The organism is Pannonibacter anstelovis (assembly GCF_036881715.1).
In the GTDB taxonomy this organism is placed as follows: Bacteria; Pseudomonadota; Alphaproteobacteria; order Rhizobiales; family Stappiaceae; genus Pannonibacter; species Pannonibacter anstelovis.
The window spans coordinates 328,904-345,250 of record NZ_JBAKBF010000001.1 but is presented as its reverse complement, the minus strand read 5'-3'; the positions used below and the strand labels follow the sequence as shown (position 1 = coordinate 345,250).

At 63.3% G+C, this 16,347-nt stretch carries 13 protein-coding genes; 12 read left to right on the top strand and 1 reads right to left on the bottom strand.

Going from position 1 to position 16,347, the window contains the following annotated elements; translation table 11 throughout:
* Positions 1 to 628 precede the first annotated feature (628 nt).
* Positions 629 to 1,867, bottom strand: a complete 1,239-nt coding sequence (locus V6L75_RS01575; RefSeq protein WP_334249777.1) for a UbiH/UbiF family hydroxylase — start codon at positions 1,865 to 1,867, stop codon at positions 629 to 631.
* Positions 1,868 to 2,079: 212 nt separating this feature from the next.
* Here V6L75_RS01575 and V6L75_RS01570 point away from each other — a divergent pair, with 212 nt between their 5' ends.
* From V6L75_RS01570 to V6L75_RS01515, 12 genes are all read left to right on the top strand, one after another.
* Complete coding sequence (locus V6L75_RS01570; RefSeq protein ID WP_334249776.1) at positions 2,080 to 3,006, top strand: DUF2182 domain-containing protein; 927 nt, start codon at positions 2,080 to 2,082, stop codon at positions 3,004 to 3,006.
* Between the two features lie 319 nt (positions 3,007 to 3,325).
* Positions 3,326 to 4,042 (top strand): CDP-alcohol phosphatidyltransferase family protein, encoded by a 717-nt coding sequence (locus tag V6L75_RS01565; RefSeq protein ID WP_334249775.1) that lies wholly within the window; start codon positions 3,326 to 3,328, stop codon positions 4,040 to 4,042.
* A gap of 163 nt (positions 4,043 to 4,205) precedes the next feature.
* Complete coding sequence (locus tag V6L75_RS01560) at positions 4,206 to 5,186, top strand: quinone oxidoreductase family protein (protein WP_334249774.1); 981 nt, start codon at positions 4,206 to 4,208, stop codon at positions 5,184 to 5,186.
* A gap of 28 nt (positions 5,187 to 5,214) precedes the next feature.
* Complete coding sequence (locus V6L75_RS01555) at positions 5,215 to 6,177, top strand: LysR substrate-binding domain-containing protein (protein ID WP_334249773.1); 963 nt, start codon at positions 5,215 to 5,217, stop codon at positions 6,175 to 6,177.
* Positions 6,178 to 6,324: 147 nt separating this feature from the next.
* Positions 6,325 to 6,675 (top strand): hydroxyisourate hydrolase, encoded by a 351-nt coding sequence (uraH, locus tag V6L75_RS01550; RefSeq protein ID WP_019965688.1) that lies wholly within the window; start codon positions 6,325 to 6,327, stop codon positions 6,673 to 6,675.
* Between the two features lie 3 nt (positions 6,676 to 6,678).
* Positions 6,679 to 8,163 carry a xanthine dehydrogenase small subunit gene (gene xdhA, locus V6L75_RS01545; protein WP_334249772.1) on the top strand — a complete coding sequence of 495 codons (1,485 nt, stop codon included), beginning with the start codon at positions 6,679 to 6,681 and terminating at the stop codon, positions 8,161 to 8,163.
* The gene (xdhB, locus tag V6L75_RS01540; RefSeq protein ID WP_334249771.1) at positions 8,147 to 10,492 is read left to right on the top strand and encodes a xanthine dehydrogenase molybdopterin binding subunit; all 2,346 of its coding nucleotides are present in this window, start codon (positions 8,147 to 8,149) and stop codon (positions 10,490 to 10,492) included. The genes xdhA and xdhB overlap by 17 nt, the downstream gene beginning before the upstream one ends.
* Positions 10,489 to 11,499, top strand: coding sequence for a xanthine dehydrogenase accessory protein XdhC (gene xdhC, locus V6L75_RS01535; RefSeq protein WP_334249770.1), 1,011 nt, complete (start codon positions 10,489 to 10,491; stop codon positions 11,497 to 11,499). Before xdhB ends, xdhC begins: the two co-directional genes overlap by 4 nt.
* A gap of 75 nt (positions 11,500 to 11,574) precedes the next feature.
* Positions 11,575 to 13,134: an ABC transporter ATP-binding protein gene (locus V6L75_RS01530; RefSeq protein WP_334250007.1), complete on the top strand. Its 1,560-nt coding sequence runs from the start codon at positions 11,575 to 11,577 to the stop codon at positions 13,132 to 13,134.
* The gene (locus V6L75_RS01525) at positions 13,134 to 14,228 is read left to right on the top strand and encodes an ABC transporter permease (RefSeq protein WP_334249769.1); all 1,095 of its coding nucleotides are present in this window, start codon (positions 13,134 to 13,136) and stop codon (positions 14,226 to 14,228) included. Before V6L75_RS01530 ends, V6L75_RS01525 begins: the two co-directional genes overlap by 1 nt.
* Positions 14,221 to 15,135 (top strand): ABC transporter permease, encoded by a 915-nt coding sequence (locus V6L75_RS01520; RefSeq protein ID WP_334249768.1) that lies wholly within the window; start codon positions 14,221 to 14,223, stop codon positions 15,133 to 15,135. The genes V6L75_RS01525 and V6L75_RS01520 overlap by 8 nt, the downstream gene beginning before the upstream one ends.
* Positions 15,136 to 15,237: 102 nt before the next feature.
* Positions 15,238 to 16,302: a BMP family ABC transporter substrate-binding protein gene (locus V6L75_RS01515; protein WP_334249767.1), complete on the top strand. Its 1,065-nt coding sequence runs from the start codon at positions 15,238 to 15,240 to the stop codon at positions 16,300 to 16,302.
* The last annotated feature ends 45 nt before the right edge of the window (positions 16,303 to 16,347 follow it).

Here is a 16,347-nt window from a genome sequence, read left to right as displayed (position 1 = left end):
GGCTCCCGGTTTTGCGCACCCGCAAGCCAAGCGCCTACTGCTTCCATTGGCAAGTCAGCTAAGCCTTTGCAGAAAACCTGGCGGATGGAGCGTCTGTTCAGGGCCGTTACGAAGCCGGCGAGCTGGGTTGGCCCCAGTATCCGCTCACAGGCGGTGTGGAGCGCCGCGAAAATTCCGGTTTCATCCGCTGCCTGTTCCATGCCGATAACGGCATCTGTAAAATCACCGGAAAGGGCAACGGCCTGGGTCATAGTGTCTTTCAAAGAATCATTTAAGGGGATTCGGTGCGCATCCCACCTCGAACTTGAGGATAAACGACATTATTGACATGACAGTTTGATGTCATTCTGGTTCAGCGTTCTCGTTGAGATGTTTGACGAGCCATCTTCTGGATTGGGTTGCGAAAGACGCAAAATGTATCTTTGGTTGATTTTGTGCGGTGCCGTCTGAGTCCTGCTGACGGCTGAAACTACTACAGGACATGGCGTGAAACCTGGGCGTCGACGCGGAGGTGTTGCAGCTAGCCGTGGCATGCAGGTGTCCATCCGCGCCTGTCCCCGTGCGGTGATTTCAGGGAATGAATGCCACGATCAAGCCGTGGCATGAAGAAAGCGGGGAAGGGCGTCCCTTAGAACGGCAGCAGCCGCGTTGCCTTGGGCGTGATCCCCTCGCGCATAAGGAACTTGCGCAAGGGGGGGAAGCGGCCAGCGGCGTAGAGGCCGAGGGAGCGCAGGGCCTGGACGGGGAGCATGTCCGTCAGCAGCGAGCGGTTGAGGAGGTCCACCGCCGTGGTGCGGCTGGTGATGTCCGGCTTGCGGGCGCTGTCATAGCGGGCGAGCGTCAAGGCGCTGCCCACATCCTCGCCGCGGGCCTTCGCCTCGCCTACGATACGGGCGAGATCGGCCACATCGCGCAGGCCCAGATTGAGTCCCTGCGCACCGATGGGCGGAAACACATGGGCGGCCTCGCCGATGAGGGCACAGCGGTTGGCGGCGGCTTTCTTCGCAATCATTCCGCTCAGCGGATAGACCTGACGCGGGCTGGCGATGCGGAAGGCGCCGAGCACCGAATGGGCGCGCCGTTCCAGCTCCAGGGCCAGCGCGCCATCTTCATACGCCTTGAGATGGGTGGCTGTTTCCGGCGTGACGACGCAGACGAGCGATGACATGCGCCCCGGCAGCGGCACCAGCGTGAAGGGGCCGGTGGCCGTGTGGAATTCGGTGGAGACCGAGCCATGCGGCCGGTCATGCTCCAGGTTCATCACCAGCGCCATTTGCGGGTAGGACCATTCCCTGACATCTATTCCGGCAGCCTGCCGCACCATGGACTTGCGTCCATCGGCGCCCACGGCAAGGGCCGCAGTCAGCGTGGTACCGTCTTCCATCGCCAGGCGCACTTCTGTCCCGGCTGGCTCCAGCTTCGCAAGGCGGGTCCTGATCCATGTGAGGCCGTCAGCCGCTTTGATTGCAGCTTCCAGCTCCGCATTCAGCTCCCGGTTCAGCACATTGTAGCCGAAGGCCTCAAGCCCCAGTTCCGAGGCATCGAACGTGGTTTCGGGCGCGCGGATCAGGCGGCGGGTGTCGTCGATGAGGCGCATGTGAGCGAGCGGGGCCGAGCGGGCGGCGAGCTTGTCCCAGATACCGTTTTCGTCGAGAAGGGCAACCGAGGCCTGCAGCAGAGCCGTGGTGCGGGCGTCTTTCGTGTTGACCTCCGGTGCTACCAGAACAGTGCGCAGCCCCCGTCTGGCCAGCAGAAGGGCAGCGGCCATGCCGGACGGGCCCGCGCCAATGACAGCAGCGTCAAAATCCGTAGTGCGGTTCTGGCCCTGTGCCTTGTCCATCGTGCCTGTTGCGGAAGCTGTGTTCATGTCTCTTGCCCGATCTGTGGCCTGATCTTTTGACCTGTTGAAGACAGGATGGTGCCCCATGAGCGAAATGCAAGGCCTTGACCTTGCGCAAAGCGTCGCGCCCTGCGCCGGGGTAAGGGGTATGGTACTGACAGGCAAGTGCTTTCGCTTGAGGGGCCGGAGCACTTGACCGGTGGACGGCAGGAAAGATGCTCATGGGCAGCAGTGCGCCAATGTCTGAAGACCTCGAGGCTGGGGACGCCGGGAAGAAGATCGTGGCCAGCGGCGCGTCCGGCGGACGCCGTCTGGTCATTCTCCTGTGCAGTCTGCTGGCGGTGGCCGGATGGCTTTACCTTGCAGCTGTCGTCGCGGCGATGGTTCCGGTCATGGACATGACCGAGGCAGGGCCGGGCATGGGGCTCTTCAACGCTTTCAATATCTTCGGCGGCTTGCCAACGGATGTGCGCGCGGCACTGGCGGTGCTGTGCCTGCCGGCAGGCGCCACCACGTTCGGCATGCCGGCTGATGACTGGGGCATGGGCGGGGCAGGGCTCGTCTTCCTCATGTGGATGATGATGACGCTGGCCATGATGCTGCCCACGGCGATGCCCGTATTTCTGGCTCATGCAAAGCGCCGTGCCCATGCCGCCGCCGGTCCCTCTGCGGCGGTCACGGTCAGCCTGCTGGCACTCGGCTATCTCACCATCTGGACGGTATATTCGCTCGCCGCCACGCTGGTCCAATGGCTCCTGACGGATTACGGGCTGCTGTCATCCATGATGGCGCCAGTGTCGCTGGTGTTCTCGGCAACGACGCTGATGGCCGCCGGGCTGTATCAGTTCACCCCGGCCAAGCAGGCGTGCCTCCTGCGCTGCTGGTATCCGCGCTGGTCCAGCCCTGTTTCGGGCGGTGCGGCGGCGGCGTTCTACCGGGAAGGCCTGATCCAGGGGCTGGCCTGCCTCGGCTGCTGCTGGGCGCTTATGACCGTGATGTTCGCGGTCGGCATCATGAACATCATCTGGGTGGGCCTGCTGGGTGCGGTGATGGCGCTGGAAAAGAACCTGCCGAGCGGGTGGTTCTACAAGGCTGTTGGCGCTTTCCTGCTGCTGTGGGGGCTGTCCCTGATGGGGGCAACGTTGTTTCTCAGCGGGAAAATTTGACCCGAGAGCTGCAGAAATCCGCCAGTTTCAATGAAAATCCTGCTTTGCTGCCTGTCATGATATTGAAATATTGCCCAAACAGGTGCATTGATCCTGCTTGCGCAGGTGTGAGCCGGGCGTGGTGGGAACCAATGCGCCGGTCGCGTGTTTAGTCACGGATGCGGGCAGGGGTGTGCCAGCATCCGGTTCTAGGAACCGGCTTGGGCAGGATCTGTACCTGCCGCACGCAAGAAGCGTGAAAGCTTGGACAGATGTGCCGTTGAAGGCACCGGCATCCGGACCGCTCCAGGGCGGACCGGGCAAAGGGAAAGTGAACGCCGTGACTGACATTACCCCTGAAAAGCGGTCCCATGTGCCGGCGCTGTTCCTCATCCATGTGCTGACGGCCTCTGGCGCGCCGATTGCTCTTGCCGCTCTTCTCGCAGGTGCCCGCGGCAACTGGCAGGAAATGTTCGTCTGGCTTGGCCTTGCCCTTGTGGTGGATGGCATCGACGGCCCCCTCGCGCGCAAGTACAACATCGCGGAACGGCTGCCGCGCTGGTCTGGCGCATCACTGGATTTCGTCATCGACTACGCCACCTACGTATTCCTGCCCGCCTTTGCTCTGGCTGCGGGCCCAATGCTGGACCGCCCGTGGAACTGGGTTTGTGGCGGGCTCGTTGTCTTCACTGGTGCACTCTATTTTGCCGACAACGGCATGAAGACTCATGACAAGGCGTTCAAGGGGTTCCCGGCCTGCTGGAACATGGTCGTTTTCGGTCTGATGCTGCTGTCGCCCTCGCAGGGCTTCACCATTGCCGTCGTTCTGGCCTGCTGTCTCTTCACCTTCATGCCGGTGCGTTTCGTCCATCCTGTGCGGGTCAAGCGCTGGCGTCCGCTGACGCTGGTGATGACCTCTGCATGGCTCGCAACTGCCGGCATTGGGCTGTGGAACGAAATGACCTTGAGCGAGCCGATGGCTTGGGTCTTCGGTATTTCCAGCCTTTATCTGCTGACCGTTTCGGCGGTGCATCAGGCGCTGGAACGCTACGCCTGACCCAAAGCTGACAAGGGCTGCTTTCGCGTCAGAAAGCGGCTTTCCCATTGAGCGGTATTGCCTTTATCCTGCGCGCGAGAATGCCGTGTGCGGAAGCTGCCCTTTGCTGACTGCAGCTCGGGCCGGTTTTGCCGTACGGCACAAATCATCTGGAGGAGACATCATGGTTCACGCCATCCGCATTCATCAGACCGGTGGTCCCGAGGTTCTGACCTGGGAAGCATTCGAGCCGGGCAAGCCCGGGCCGGGTGAGGCGCGGGTGCGCCATGAGGCCGTGGGCCTGAACTTCATCGATGTCTATTACCGCACCGGGCTTTATCCGGCGCCGAATGGTCTGCCCTTCGTTCCCGGCAACGAGGGGGCCGGCGTTGTGATTGAAGTTGGCGACGGCGTTTCACATGTGGTGCCGGGTGATCGGGTGGCCTATGTCGGCCCGCTTGGCTCCTATGCGCAGGAGCGCCTTGTGCCGGCTGACCGTCTGGTGAAGCTGCCTGAGACGATTTCCAGCGACGTTGCCGCTTCCATGATGCTGAAGGGCATGACGGCGCGCTACCTGCTGCGCCGCACCTTCAAGGTGGGGCCTGGTTCCACGATCCTGTTCCATGCTGCTGCCGGCGGCGTTGGCCTCATTGCCGGGCAATGGGCTGCGCATCTGGGCGCAACGGTCATCGGCACCGTTGGCTCGGACGAGAAGGCGGAACTCGCCAGGGCCAATAGCTACACCCATGTCATCAATTACCGGACGGAGAACTTCGTCGAGCGGGTGAAGGAGATCACCGGAGGCAAGGGCTGCGATGTGGTCTATGATTCCGTCGGCCGCGACACATTCCCCGGTTCGCTCGACTGCCTGAAATTCATGGGCCTCTTCGCCTCCTTCGGCCAGTCCTCCGGCCCGATTACTGATTTCAACATCGGCATGCTGGCGCAGAAGGGCTCGCTGTTTGCCACCCGCCAGACGCTGTTCAATCACATTGCCGCCCGCTCCGACCTTGAGGAAACGGCGGGTGAGCTGTTTGACGTGGTGGAGCAGGGCATTGTCTCGATCCAGATCAACCAGCGCTACAAGCTGTCTGATGCGGCCACCGCACACCGGGATCTGGAATCGCGCAAGACCACCGGCACATCGGTGATGCTGCCCGAGTAAGGCTGACAGGTGAAAAAGGTGAGGGCGCATGGAAACCGGGCGCAAGCCAGCCGAACCTGACCGGTCGCGCAGTCTCTATGCGCCCGCCATGCGCTACTTTGCGGCTGTCGCCGCAGCCGGATCGATCCGCGCTGCAGCGCGTCAGTTGAATGTCGCTTCCTCTGCGGTGAACCGGCAGATCCTGTGGCTGGAAGAGGCGCTGGACCTTGCCCTGTTCGAGCGTCTCGGCCGGGGCCTGCGCCTGTCTCCGGCAGGCGAGGTGCTGCTTGCCCATGTGCGGCGCACATATTCCGATTTTGAAGGCACGGTGGCGGAACTGGACGCCCTGAAGGGCCTGCGGCGCGGCACAGTGTCGGTTGCTACCGTCGAAAGCGTGGCCGATTCCATCCTGCCGCAGATTATCGGCTCTTTCCGCAAGTCCTACCCCGGAATCCACGTGTCCGTGACGGTGACGAGCGCCCTGCAGGCGACCGGCATGGTGGAACGGGCAGAAGCAGATATCGGCTTTACCTTCGATCCGCCGCGCACATCCGCTCTCACGACTGCCTTCGCCCATGAACTGGTGATCGGTGCCGTGATGACGCCGGATCATCCGCTGGCCAGCCATGCGGGGGATCTGACACTGGCCGATTGCCTGCGCTATCCGCTGGCGCTGCCTGCAAAGGGCCTGTCACTGCGCGCCCGCATCGATGCCGCTCTCACCCGCTTGCCGGGCAACATCCGCACCTATGTTGAGGCCAATTCCCTCAGTTTCATGCGGGCGCTGACAAGGCGCGGGGCGGTGGTCAGCTTTCAGACGAAGATCGGGCTTGAAGCTGATCTGGCCGGTGGGCTTCTGGTTTTCCGGCCCTTGAGTGACGCCCCGCTTCAGGCGGACCGGCTGGCGGTGGTCACGTCGTCGTTGCGGGCGCTCGGGCTGGCGCCAGGTATGTTCTACGATCATGCCATGCTCGCCATCAAAGAGCACTTGCCGTTGATTGATGCCATTTAGGCATCGCTCCGCCCGCTAATCGGTTCTATTGTTTCCCCGGAAAGTAAGGCAACCTCAGGGTTGAGAAATTTCGGCTGGCGCGGGATGCCAGCCAGCCCGGGCTTGCGGACGCGCGGCAGACCGGGGCAGGACGAGAGGGAGAGCAGAATGGGCCGTCTGACTACGCATGTCCTTGATACCGCCTTGGGCAAGCCTGCGGCTGGACTTGTGATCGAGCTTTGGGCGGTGGAGCCGAAGCCCTCGCGCCTGCGCCGTGTGGAAACCAACGCCGATGGCCGGGTGGATGGGGCTATCCTGGAAGGATCGGAATTCGGCCCCGGCATCTATGAGCTGCGGTTCTTTGCCGGAGATTACCTCAAGGCCAGCGGCGCGCCGGTGACGGAACCTGCCTTCCTCGACATGATCCCGATCCGTTTCGGCATTTCCAATGCGCGCGAGCACTATCATGTGCCGCTGCTGCTTTCGCCCTACGGCTATTCCACCTACAGGGGGAGCTGAGCCATGCGGGACACGATCCGCTTCCTGCGGGCAGGAAAAGTGGTGGAGCTTACGGATATCGGGCCGATGGATACGGTGCTCGACTATCTGCGCCTCACCGAAAGGGCGACCGGCACGAAGGAAGGCTGCGGTGAAGGCGACTGCGGCGCCTGCACAGTTGCGCTTGGCCGGGTGATTGGCGGCAGGCTGACCTATCAGCCGGTCAATGCCTGCATCCAGCTTCTCGGCATGATCGACGGGGCGGAGCTGGTGACGGTGGAGGACCTCGCTGCCGATGGCCGCCTGCATCCGGTTCAGGTGGCGATGCGTGATCTGCACGGCTCGCAATGCGGCTTCTGCACGCCCGGCTTCATCATGAGCCTTTTCACGCTCTATCACGCGGAAGGCATGGAAAAGAGCCGCAAGGCAGTGACGGAATGGCTGGCGGGGAACCTCTGCCGCTGCACCGGCTACCGGCCGATCATCGACGCGGCACTGGCGAGCTGTTTTGAGGCAGCGGATGACGTCTTCTCCTGGCGTGCAGCCGAAACCCGTGAGGCGCTGCGGCGGCTCGCCGATTCCCGGGATGTGTTCATCGGTTCCACCGATAGCTTTTTTGCCGCTCCGGCGACAGTGGAAGGCCTTGCCGCGCTCTACAGCCAGTTTCCCGATGCCACGCTTGTGGCGGGTGCCACAGATGTGGGCCTGTGGATCACCAAGAGCCTGAAGACCCTGCCGCGCATCATCTGGCTTGGCCATGTGGCCGGGATGGACCGGGTGGAAGTGACGGGAGAGGGTATCATTCTTGGCGCTGCCGCCACCTATGCGGCGGCCGAACCGGCGCTGCGCGCTCTGTCGCCGGATCTCGGCGTGCTGCTTGGGCGCATCGGGTCAAAGCAAGTCCGTGCATCGGGTACCATTGGCGGCAACATCGCCAATGGTTCGCCCATCGGCGACATGCCACCGGCGCTGATTGCCCTTGGCGCCAGCATCGAATTGCAGCAGGGCGACAATCTGCGCGATCTGCCGCTGGAGAGCTTCTTCATCGACTATGGCAAGCAGGACCGGCAGCCGGGCGAATTCGTGGCCGGCATTTTCGTGCCGCGTCCGGGCTCCGACCAGCATTTCCGCTGCTACAAGGTGTCGAAGCGGTTTGATCAGGACATTTCCGCCGTCATGGCCGCCTTCAATCTGACGGTGGTGGAGGGCGCGATCACCGCAGCCCGCATCGCCTTTGGCGGCATGGCGGCCACTCCGCGCCGGGCATTGGGCACAGAGGCAGCGCTGACGGGGGCGCGGATTGACGATCCTGCCACCTGGGGTGCGGCGATCCGGGGGCTGCAGGACGATTTCAAGCCGATCACAGACATGCGCGCGAGTGCAGCCTACCGCATGGAAGTGGCCCGGTCCCTGCTGGCCAAGGCCCTGATGGAAATCGCCGGACCCGCAGAGCCCTTGCGCCTGCTCGCGCTTCAGCCGCAAGGAGGCGATCATGAATGCGCCGCATGACACCGCGATCATGGAAGGCGCAGAGGCGCTGACCCATGTGCACCGCTCGCTGCCCCACGACAGCGCCGAACGGCATGTCACCGGCACGGCGGTCTATATCGACGACATGCCGGAGCCGCAGGGCACCTTGCATGTGGTGCCGGGCTGGGCGCGCCATGCGGTGCGCGGGCCGCTGCTGGCGATGGATCTGGACGCCGTGCGCAATGCGCCGGGTGTGGTGGCGGTGCTGACCGCTGCCGATGTGCCGGGCCTCAACGATTGTTCGGCCTCCTTTGGCGGCGATCCCGTACTGGCGGACAAGGAGATCCTGTTCTATGGGCAGGTGGCTTTTGCCGTCGTTGCCACCAGCCGGGATGCTGCGCGCCGCGCCGCGCGCCTTGCGCAGATTGATGTGGGGCCGCAGACGCCGATCATCTCCGTTGAAGACGCCATCGCCGCCGATGTGACCGTGCTGCCGGACTACCAGTTCCGCCGTGGCGCTCCGGAAGCAGGGCTGGCCAGCGCCGAACACCGGCAATCCGGCACATTTCATGTGGGCGGACAGGAGCATTTCTACCTCGAAGGCCAGATTGCGCTGGCGATTCCTGGCGAGGAGCGGGCCGTTCAGGTTCATTCCTCCACCCAGCATCCGACCGAAGTACAGCATGTGGTGGCCAAGGTTCTGGGCGTGTCCGATGCGCTGGTGACAGTCGATGTGCGGCGCATGGGCGGCGGCTTTGGCGGCAAGGAATCGCAGGCAAACCAGTGGGCCTGCCTTGCCGCACTCGCCGCCCGCGTTACGGGCCGGCCCTGCAAGCTGAGGCTCGACCGGGACGACGACATGATCATGACCGGCAAGCGGCATGATTTCCGTGTCGATTGGTCTGTTGGCCATGACAACACGGGCCGCATCCGCGCCGTGGACATGACTTTCTTTGCCCGCTGCGGCTATTCGGCGGATCTGTCACTGGGGGTGGTGGACCGCACCATGTTCCATGCGGACAGCAGCTATTTCTATCCCGATGCCCAGATCCGCAGCCGCCGCCTGCGCACCGATACCTGTTCCAACACGGCCTTCCGCGGCTTTGGCGGACCGCAGGGCATGCTGGCGGCAGAACGGATGATCGATGCCATCGCCATCACGCTGGGGCTCGACCCGCTGGAAGTGCGCAAGCGCAATTTCTATGACTGGGCCCGCAACCAGACGCCTTATGGCATGGTGGTGGAGGAGTGGCAGACACTGCACACTATCGTGGAGCAGCTCGAGGCCACTTCCGCTTACTGGCAGCGCCGGGAAGAGGTGCGCGCCTTCAACGCCCGCAATCACGTGCTGCGCAAGGGGCTGGCGCTGACGCCGGTGAAATTCGGCATCTCTTTCACGCTGAAGCATCTCAATCAGGCCGGGGCGCTGGTGCATCTTTACACCGATGGTTCGATCCAGCTGAACCATGGCGGCACCGAGATGGGGCAGGGGCTTTATCAGAAGGTGGCGCAGGTGGTGGCCGAGGAATTCGGCGTCACCCTCGACAAGGTGATCATCACCGCCACCTCCACCGGCAAGGTGCCCAACACCGGGCCGACGGCTGCCTCCTCCGGCACCGATCTCAACGCCATGGCCGCACGCAATGCCGCCCGCGCCATCAAGGACCGGTTGATCGCCTTTGCGGCCGGGCACTTTCACTGCTCTCCCGAGACGGTGGTTTTTGCGAACAATCAGGTGCGCGCCGGAACCCATGTCATAAGCCTGGCGGAACTCGCCAAGCTTGCCCACATGGGCCGCGTCCACATGTCCGATGCCGGTTTCTATGCAAGCCCCAAGATCACCTGGGACCGCGAGAGCGCCAGCGGACGCCCGTTCCTCTATTTCGCTTATGGTGCTGCTGCATCCGAAGTCACCATCGACACCATGACCGGCGAGATGACCGTGGACCGGGTGGATATCCTTCACGACGTGGGCCGCTCGCTCAATCCGGCCATCGACATTGGCCAGATCGAAGGCGGGTTCATTCAGGGCATGGGCTGGCTGACGACGGAAGAACTGGTGTGGGATGAGCAGGGGCGCCTGCGCACCCATGCACCCTCCACTTATAAGATCCCGGCCATATCGGACACGCCGGCCGAGTTCAACGTCGCGCTCTATGCTTCACCGGGCAATCCGGAGGAGACGATCTACCGCTCCAAGGCGGTGGGCGAGCCGCCGGTGATGCTCGCCAACTCCGTCTTCTGCGCCATCACCGATGCGGTCGCCTCGTTGCGTCCGGGCACAGTGCCGCAGCTGGATGCGCCAGCCACGCCCGAAGCGATCCTGAAGGCGGTTCAGGCCATGCGGCAGGCAGGAGGGGCGCGATGATCCTCTGGCGGCGGATTCTGGATGAGTTGCGCAAGGACGGGGCCTGCTGCCTCGTCACCGTCGCAGCATCGGCCGGATCCGCCCCGCGTGAGGCGGGTGCCCGCATGACCGTGCGCGCGGATGGCAGCATTTCCGGCACGATCGGCGGCGGAACGCTGGAATTCGAGGCGATCCGATGGGCGCTTTCCGGCATGCGCGAAGGCCGCAGGGGGCTCGTCTTCCGGCGGGTGTCGCTGGGGCCGGATCTTGGCCAATGCTGCGGCGGGCGGGTTGATCTGGCGCTGGAGCATTTCACGGCAGAGGATATCGAGGCCGTACGGGTGCTGGTCCATGCGCAGGAGGAGCGCGGCGGTAAGCTGGCGGTCCTGGCCGTATTCGAGAGGGAAGGCATTCCGCTGCAGCGGCAGCTGCTGGGAGATTTGCCCGCCGGGCCGGATTTCCTGCTTGCGGAGGGCGTCATCACAGAGCGCTTCGGGCCCGAGCTTCAGCCGGTCTGGCTGTTCGGCGCCGGTCATGTCGGCCGGGCCGTAGTGCTGGCGCTGGCGCCGCTTCCCTTCGATGTCACCTGGATTGATAGCCGGGCGGATCTTTTCCCGCCCGCAATGCCCGGAAATCTGCGCTATGTCAGCGCTGGCCGGCCGGCGGAGTTGCTCAAGGACGCGCCGGACAGTGCCTTCATTCTGATCATGACACACTCCCATGCGCTGGATGAGGATATCGCTGCGGCTGCATTGGCGCAGGACCGTTTTCCCTACGTTGGTGTCATTGGCAGCGAGACCAAGCGGGCAAGGTTCATGAACCGTCTTCGCCGCCGGGGCCTTCAGGGGCGGCAGGTTGACCGGCTGGTCTGTCCAATTGGCACCTGCGGCGTGAAATCCAAGCTGCCGGCTGCGATTGCCGCGTCTGTTGCAGTTGAAATCCTGATTAAAAATGAGGCAGTAAAGCTGGAAGGTCTATACAATCAGCCTCTTGCGCAGGGGCAGCAGCCGGTCAATAACGCGGGGTGAACCCGACGGCAGAAGGGGCAATGTGGAGTGGGCAGTCTCGATCAGACCGCAGATGGGCAGCAGGCCGCTGGGGGCATGGCACGGCGGGCGCAAGGTGCGCCGCTGCTGAATGCGCGCGGCATCAGCAAGCATTTTGGCACCATCGCGGCCAACAATGCGGTTAATCTCACCGTCAACAAGGGTGAAATCCACGCGCTTCTGGGTGAAAACGGTGCGGGCAAGTCCACGCTGGTGAAGATCCTTTATGGCGCTCTGCAGCCTGACGCTGGCACGATCGAATGGGACGGGCGCCAGGTCCGAATCAACAGCCCCGCCGCCGCCCGGCAGCTTGGCATCGGCATGGTGTTCCAGCATTTCTCCCTGTTCGAAGCCTTGAGTGTTGTCGAGAATATTGCGCTGGCTCTTCCGAAACCTGGCGCGATGCGTGACCTGGCCGCACGGATCGAAAAGGTTTCGCGTGAATATGGCCTGCCGCTGGACCCGCATGCGCTCGTTGCCGATCTTCCGGTCGGCATCCGCCAGCGCATCGAGATTGTCCGCTGCCTGCTTCAGGCCCCGCGCCTGATCATCATGGATGAGCCGACCTCCGTCTTGACCCCGCAGGAGGCAGACGAGCTGTTCGTGACGCTGAAGCGCCTGGCAGATGAAGGCTGCGCAGTGCTCTACATCAGCCACCGTCTGGACGAGGTGCGCCGCATCTGCCACCACGCCACTATCCTGCGCCACGGCCGCTTCGTGCGCGAATGCGACCCGGCGCTGGAAACCCCCGCCTCGATTGCCCGCATGATGGTCGGAGCCGATGTCTCGCATGTGACCAGTTCCGGCGCGCTGACGGGCAGCGGGCCGGTGCGGCTTGCCGTGCGCAATCTTGAGACAAGCCCGCTTACGCCTTTCTCCGTGCCGCTGGCGGGCGTCAATCTGGATGTGCGGGCCGGAGAAATCGTGGCAATCGCCGGTGTCGCGGGAAACGGGCAGGGCGAGCTGTTCGATGCCATCAGCGGAGAGCGGCGCAGTGCACAGGGCATGGTGGAAATCGACGGCACGCCTTGTGGCAATGAAAGTGTCACCCGCCGCCGCCAGCGCGGGGCGGCCTTCGTGCCGGAGGAGCGGCTGGGGCACGGCGCTGTGCCCGGCATGCGCCTGTCGCACAACATCATCCTGACGCGTCATTCTACCGGCGATGATCTGGTCCGTTCCGGCTTTGCTGCCTATGGCCGCGCAGGCGAGATGGAAAAGCACATCACGCGGGCCTATGACATCCGCATGTCCCATGATGATCCGGAGGCGCGTTCGCTTTCAGGGGGCAATCTGCAGAAATTCGTCGTTGGCCGCGAGCTGAGCCGCAATCCCGGCATTCTGGTAGTCAATCAGCCGACCTGGGGGGTGGATGCAGGAGCCGCAGCGCTCATCCGCCAGTGCCTGCTGGACCTCGCCCGCAAGGGATCGGCGGTTCTGGTCATCAGTCAGGATCTTGACGAAATCTACGAGATTGCCGACCGCATCGCTGTCATTTCCCGCGGGCACCTGTCGCAGGCAGAGCCGGCCTCATCCATGACGCTGGAGCGTATCGGTCTTTTGATGGCGGGTGATGCGGAAAAGCCTGCATCTGTAAATCTATCCAGGGAGGGCGCGTGATGCGTATTGAACTCGTCAAGCGCGCCGAACACAGCGGGCTGATGACCGCCGTTTCCCCGCTGATCGCCGTGATGCTGACCATGGTCTGTGCGGCTGTCCTGTTTGCCATGTCCGGCGCGGATCCGCTGGAAGCGCTGTTCCGGTTCTTCATCGAGCCACTGACGGAAGCCTGGTCCCTGCAGGAAGTGCTGGTGAAGGCGACGCCGCTGGTGCTGATCGCCTGCGGTCTCAGCGTCTGCTACCTGTCGAACAACTGGAACATCGGCGCTGAAGGGCAGTTTGTGGCCGGCGCCATTGCCGGGTCTATCCTGCCGGTCATGTTCCCGGAACTGCAGGGCTTTTACACTCTGCCCGTGATGCTTCTCTGCGGTGCGCTTGGCGGGGCAGCCTATGCCATGATCCCGGCCATCCTGAAGACGCGCTTCAGCACCAACGAGATCCTTACCAGCCTGATGCTCGTCTATGTGGCCAACCTGCTGCTCGATTATTTGGTGCGTGGCCCCTGGCGCGATCCGCAAGGGTTCAATTTCCCGGAGACGGCTCTGTTTTCCGCATCCGCCACGCTACCGTCCCTTGGCCTTGGCCGTCTGTCGGTGTCGGTCTTCGTGGCAATGGGTGTCGCGCTGTTCCTGTGGGTGGTGCTGTCGCGTTCGCTGCGCGGCTATCAGATCCGTGTGCTGGGTGAGAGCCCGCGTGCAGGCGCCTTCGCCGGGTTCTCGGCCAAGCGTATGACGGTCTTCGCCTTTGCGCTTTCAGGGGCGCTGGCGGGCCTTGCTGGCATCATGGAGGTGTCCGGCTCGCTGAACCAGCTGCTGCCCGCCATCTCGCCCGGCTACGGCTTTACCGCCATCATCGTTGCCTTCCTTGGCCGTCTCAATCCGCTGGCGATTGTCGTGGCAGGTGTTGTTCTGGCCTCCAGCTATATCGGCGGGGAAAGCGTTCAGGCGTCGCTTGGCATCTCCGACAAGATTGCCAGCGTGGTGCAGGGCATGCTGCTGTTCTTCGTGCTCGCTTGCGACACCCTGATCTTCTACCGCGTCCGCCTGCACCGGAAGGTGCTTTCTGAAAATGCCGGGGAGGGCGCCCATGTTTGAAGCCATTCTTCTCACCGTCATCACAGCGGCAACGCCATTGCTGCTGGCGGCCATCGGCGAGCTGGTTGTCGAGCGTTCCGGCGTTCTCAATCTGGGCGTGGAAGGCATGATGGTGATGGGTGCTGTGACCGGATTTGCCGCCGCCAATCTCACCGGCTCCGGCACGCTCGGCATTTTCGCAGCCATTGCGGCTGGCATGGCCATGTCGGCCCTGTTCGGCGCGCTGGTGCTGGGCCTTGTCACCAATCAGGTGGCCACCGGACTGGCGCTCACGCTCTTCGGTCTCGGATTGTCGGGGCTCGTGGGTGAGAGTTTCATCGGGGTTCCGGGCCTCAAGCTGCCGAAGCTTGAGATCCCGCTCCTGAGCGATTTGCCGTTCCTGGGGCCTGTGCTGTTCGGGCAGGACGCCGTGGTCTATCTCGCCTTCGCCCTGGTGGCCGGTGTTTCCTACATGCTGACCCGCACACGTATGGGGCTGATCCTGCGCGCCGTGGGCGACAACCACGCCTCGGCCCATGCGCTTGGCTATTCGGTGCTCAAGGTGCGCTTTCTGGCAGTGCTGTTCGGCGGCGGCTGTGCCGGTCTTGCGGGCGCCTACATGTCGCTCGCCTATACGCCGCAGTGGGTGGAGAACATGACGGCGGGGCGCGGCTGGATCGCGCTTGCGCTGGTGGTCTTCGCCTCCTGGCTGCCCTGGCGCGTTGTCGCCGGCGCCTATCTCTTCGGCATGGTCACGGTGCTGACCTTCCATGCGCAGGCGAAGGGCATGGGTATTCCCTCGCAGCTTCTGTCGAGCTTGCCCTATCTCGCCACCATCATCGTTCTGGTGCTGATTTCTGCCAACAGGCGCCTGACGCTCGTGAATACGCCGGCCTGCCTCGGCAAGCCGTTCGTGCCGGATCGCTGACATCCGGTCCGAGCCGGGACCTCAATGGGGTCCGGTCCCGGCCGCCATCTTTGGACCCGCTGCATACCCGGTCCCAACGAGAACCGAAGGGGAAGTGTCAAAATGAAGACTCTGCTGAAAGCCACTGTCGCCGCCGCCGCACTGGCGGGCTCGCTTGCAACTGCTCAGGCTGCCGACCTCAAGGCATGCTTCGTCTACATCGGCCCGGTGGGTGACTTCGGCTGGACCTACCAGCACGACCAGGGCCGCCAGGCTGTCGAGAAGCATTTTGCCGGCAAGGTTGAGACCGCCTATCTGGAAAACGTGCCGGAAGGCCCGGACAGCGAGCGCGCCATCGAGCGCTTTGCCCGTGAAGGCTGCGGCATCATCTTCACCACCTCCTTCGGCTACATGAACCCGACCATCAAGGTGGCGCAGAAGTATCCGAACGTGAAGTTCGAGCATGCAACCGGCTACAAGACCGCTGAAAACGTTGCGACCTATAATTCCAAGTTCCATGAAGGCCGCTACATCATTGGCCAGATTGCAGCCAAGATGTCCAAGACTGGCACCGCCGGTTACATCGGCTCCTTCCCGATCCCGGAAGTGGTCTCCGGCATCAACGCCTTCATGCTTGGTGCTCAGTCGGTCAACCCGGACTTCAAGGTCAAGATCGTCTGGGCCAATTCCTGGTTCGATCCGGCCAAGGAAGCCGATGCTGCCAAGGCTCTGATGGATCAGGGCGCTGACGTCATCTCGCAGCACACGGATTCCACAGCGCCGCTGCAGGTGGCCGAGGAGCGGGGCATTGTTGGCTTCGGTCAGGCGTCCGACATGATCAACTTCGCGCCGAAATCGCAGCTGACGGCCATCGTGGACGACTGGGCTCCCTATTACATCGAACGCGTTCAGGCTGTCCTCGACGGCACCTGGAAGAGCGAACAGACCTGGCACGGCCTGAAAGAGGGCCATGTCGTGATGGCGCCTTACACCAACCTGCCGGACGATGTTGTCGCCATGGCCAAGGCCACGGAAGAGAAGATCAAGGGCGGCTGGGAGCCTTTCACCGGCCCGATCACCAAGCAGGACGGTTCGGAAGCCGCTGCTGACGGCGTGCGTCTCGACGATGGCGCCATCCTCGGGATGAACTGGTACGTCAAGGGCATCGACGACAAGCTGCCGCAGTAAGGAGAGCAGCAGCCCGCAGGTGCCGAACCTGCGGGCCTGATTGCT

Excerpts from the sequence above, each read along its gene's own strand:
- V6L75_RS01575 (WP_334249777.1), bottom strand. The coding sequence starts at position 1,867 with ATGAACACAGCTTCCGCAACAGGCACGATGGACAAGGCACAGGGCCAG.
- V6L75_RS01570 (WP_334249776.1), top strand. The coding sequence starts at position 2,080 with ATGTCTGAAGACCTCGAGGCTGGGGACGCCGGGAAGAAGATCGTGGCC.
- V6L75_RS01560 (WP_334249774.1), top strand. The coding sequence starts at position 4,206 with ATGGTTCACGCCATCCGCATTCATCAGACCGGTGGTCCCGAGGTTCTG.
- V6L75_RS01555 (WP_334249773.1), top strand. The coding sequence starts at position 5,215 with ATGGAAACCGGGCGCAAGCCAGCCGAACCTGACCGGTCGCGCAGTCTC.
- uraH (WP_019965688.1), top strand. The coding sequence starts at position 6,325 with ATGGGCCGTCTGACTACGCATGTCCTTGATACCGCCTTGGGCAAGCCT.
- xdhA (WP_334249772.1), top strand. The coding sequence starts at position 6,679 with ATGCGGGACACGATCCGCTTCCTGCGGGCAGGAAAAGTGGTGGAGCTT.
- xdhB (WP_334249771.1), top strand. The coding sequence starts at position 8,147 with ATGAATGCGCCGCATGACACCGCGATCATGGAAGGCGCAGAGGCGCTG.
- xdhC (WP_334249770.1), top strand. The coding sequence starts at position 10,489 with ATGATCCTCTGGCGGCGGATTCTGGATGAGTTGCGCAAGGACGGGGCC.
- V6L75_RS01530 (WP_334250007.1), top strand. The coding sequence starts at position 11,575 with ATGGCACGGCGGGCGCAAGGTGCGCCGCTGCTGAATGCGCGCGGCATC.
- V6L75_RS01525 (WP_334249769.1), top strand. The coding sequence starts at position 13,134 with ATGCGTATTGAACTCGTCAAGCGCGCCGAACACAGCGGGCTGATGACC.
- V6L75_RS01520 (WP_334249768.1), top strand. The coding sequence starts at position 14,221 with ATGTTTGAAGCCATTCTTCTCACCGTCATCACAGCGGCAACGCCATTG.
- V6L75_RS01515 (WP_334249767.1), top strand. The coding sequence starts at position 15,238 with ATGAAGACTCTGCTGAAAGCCACTGTCGCCGCCGCCGCACTGGCGGGC.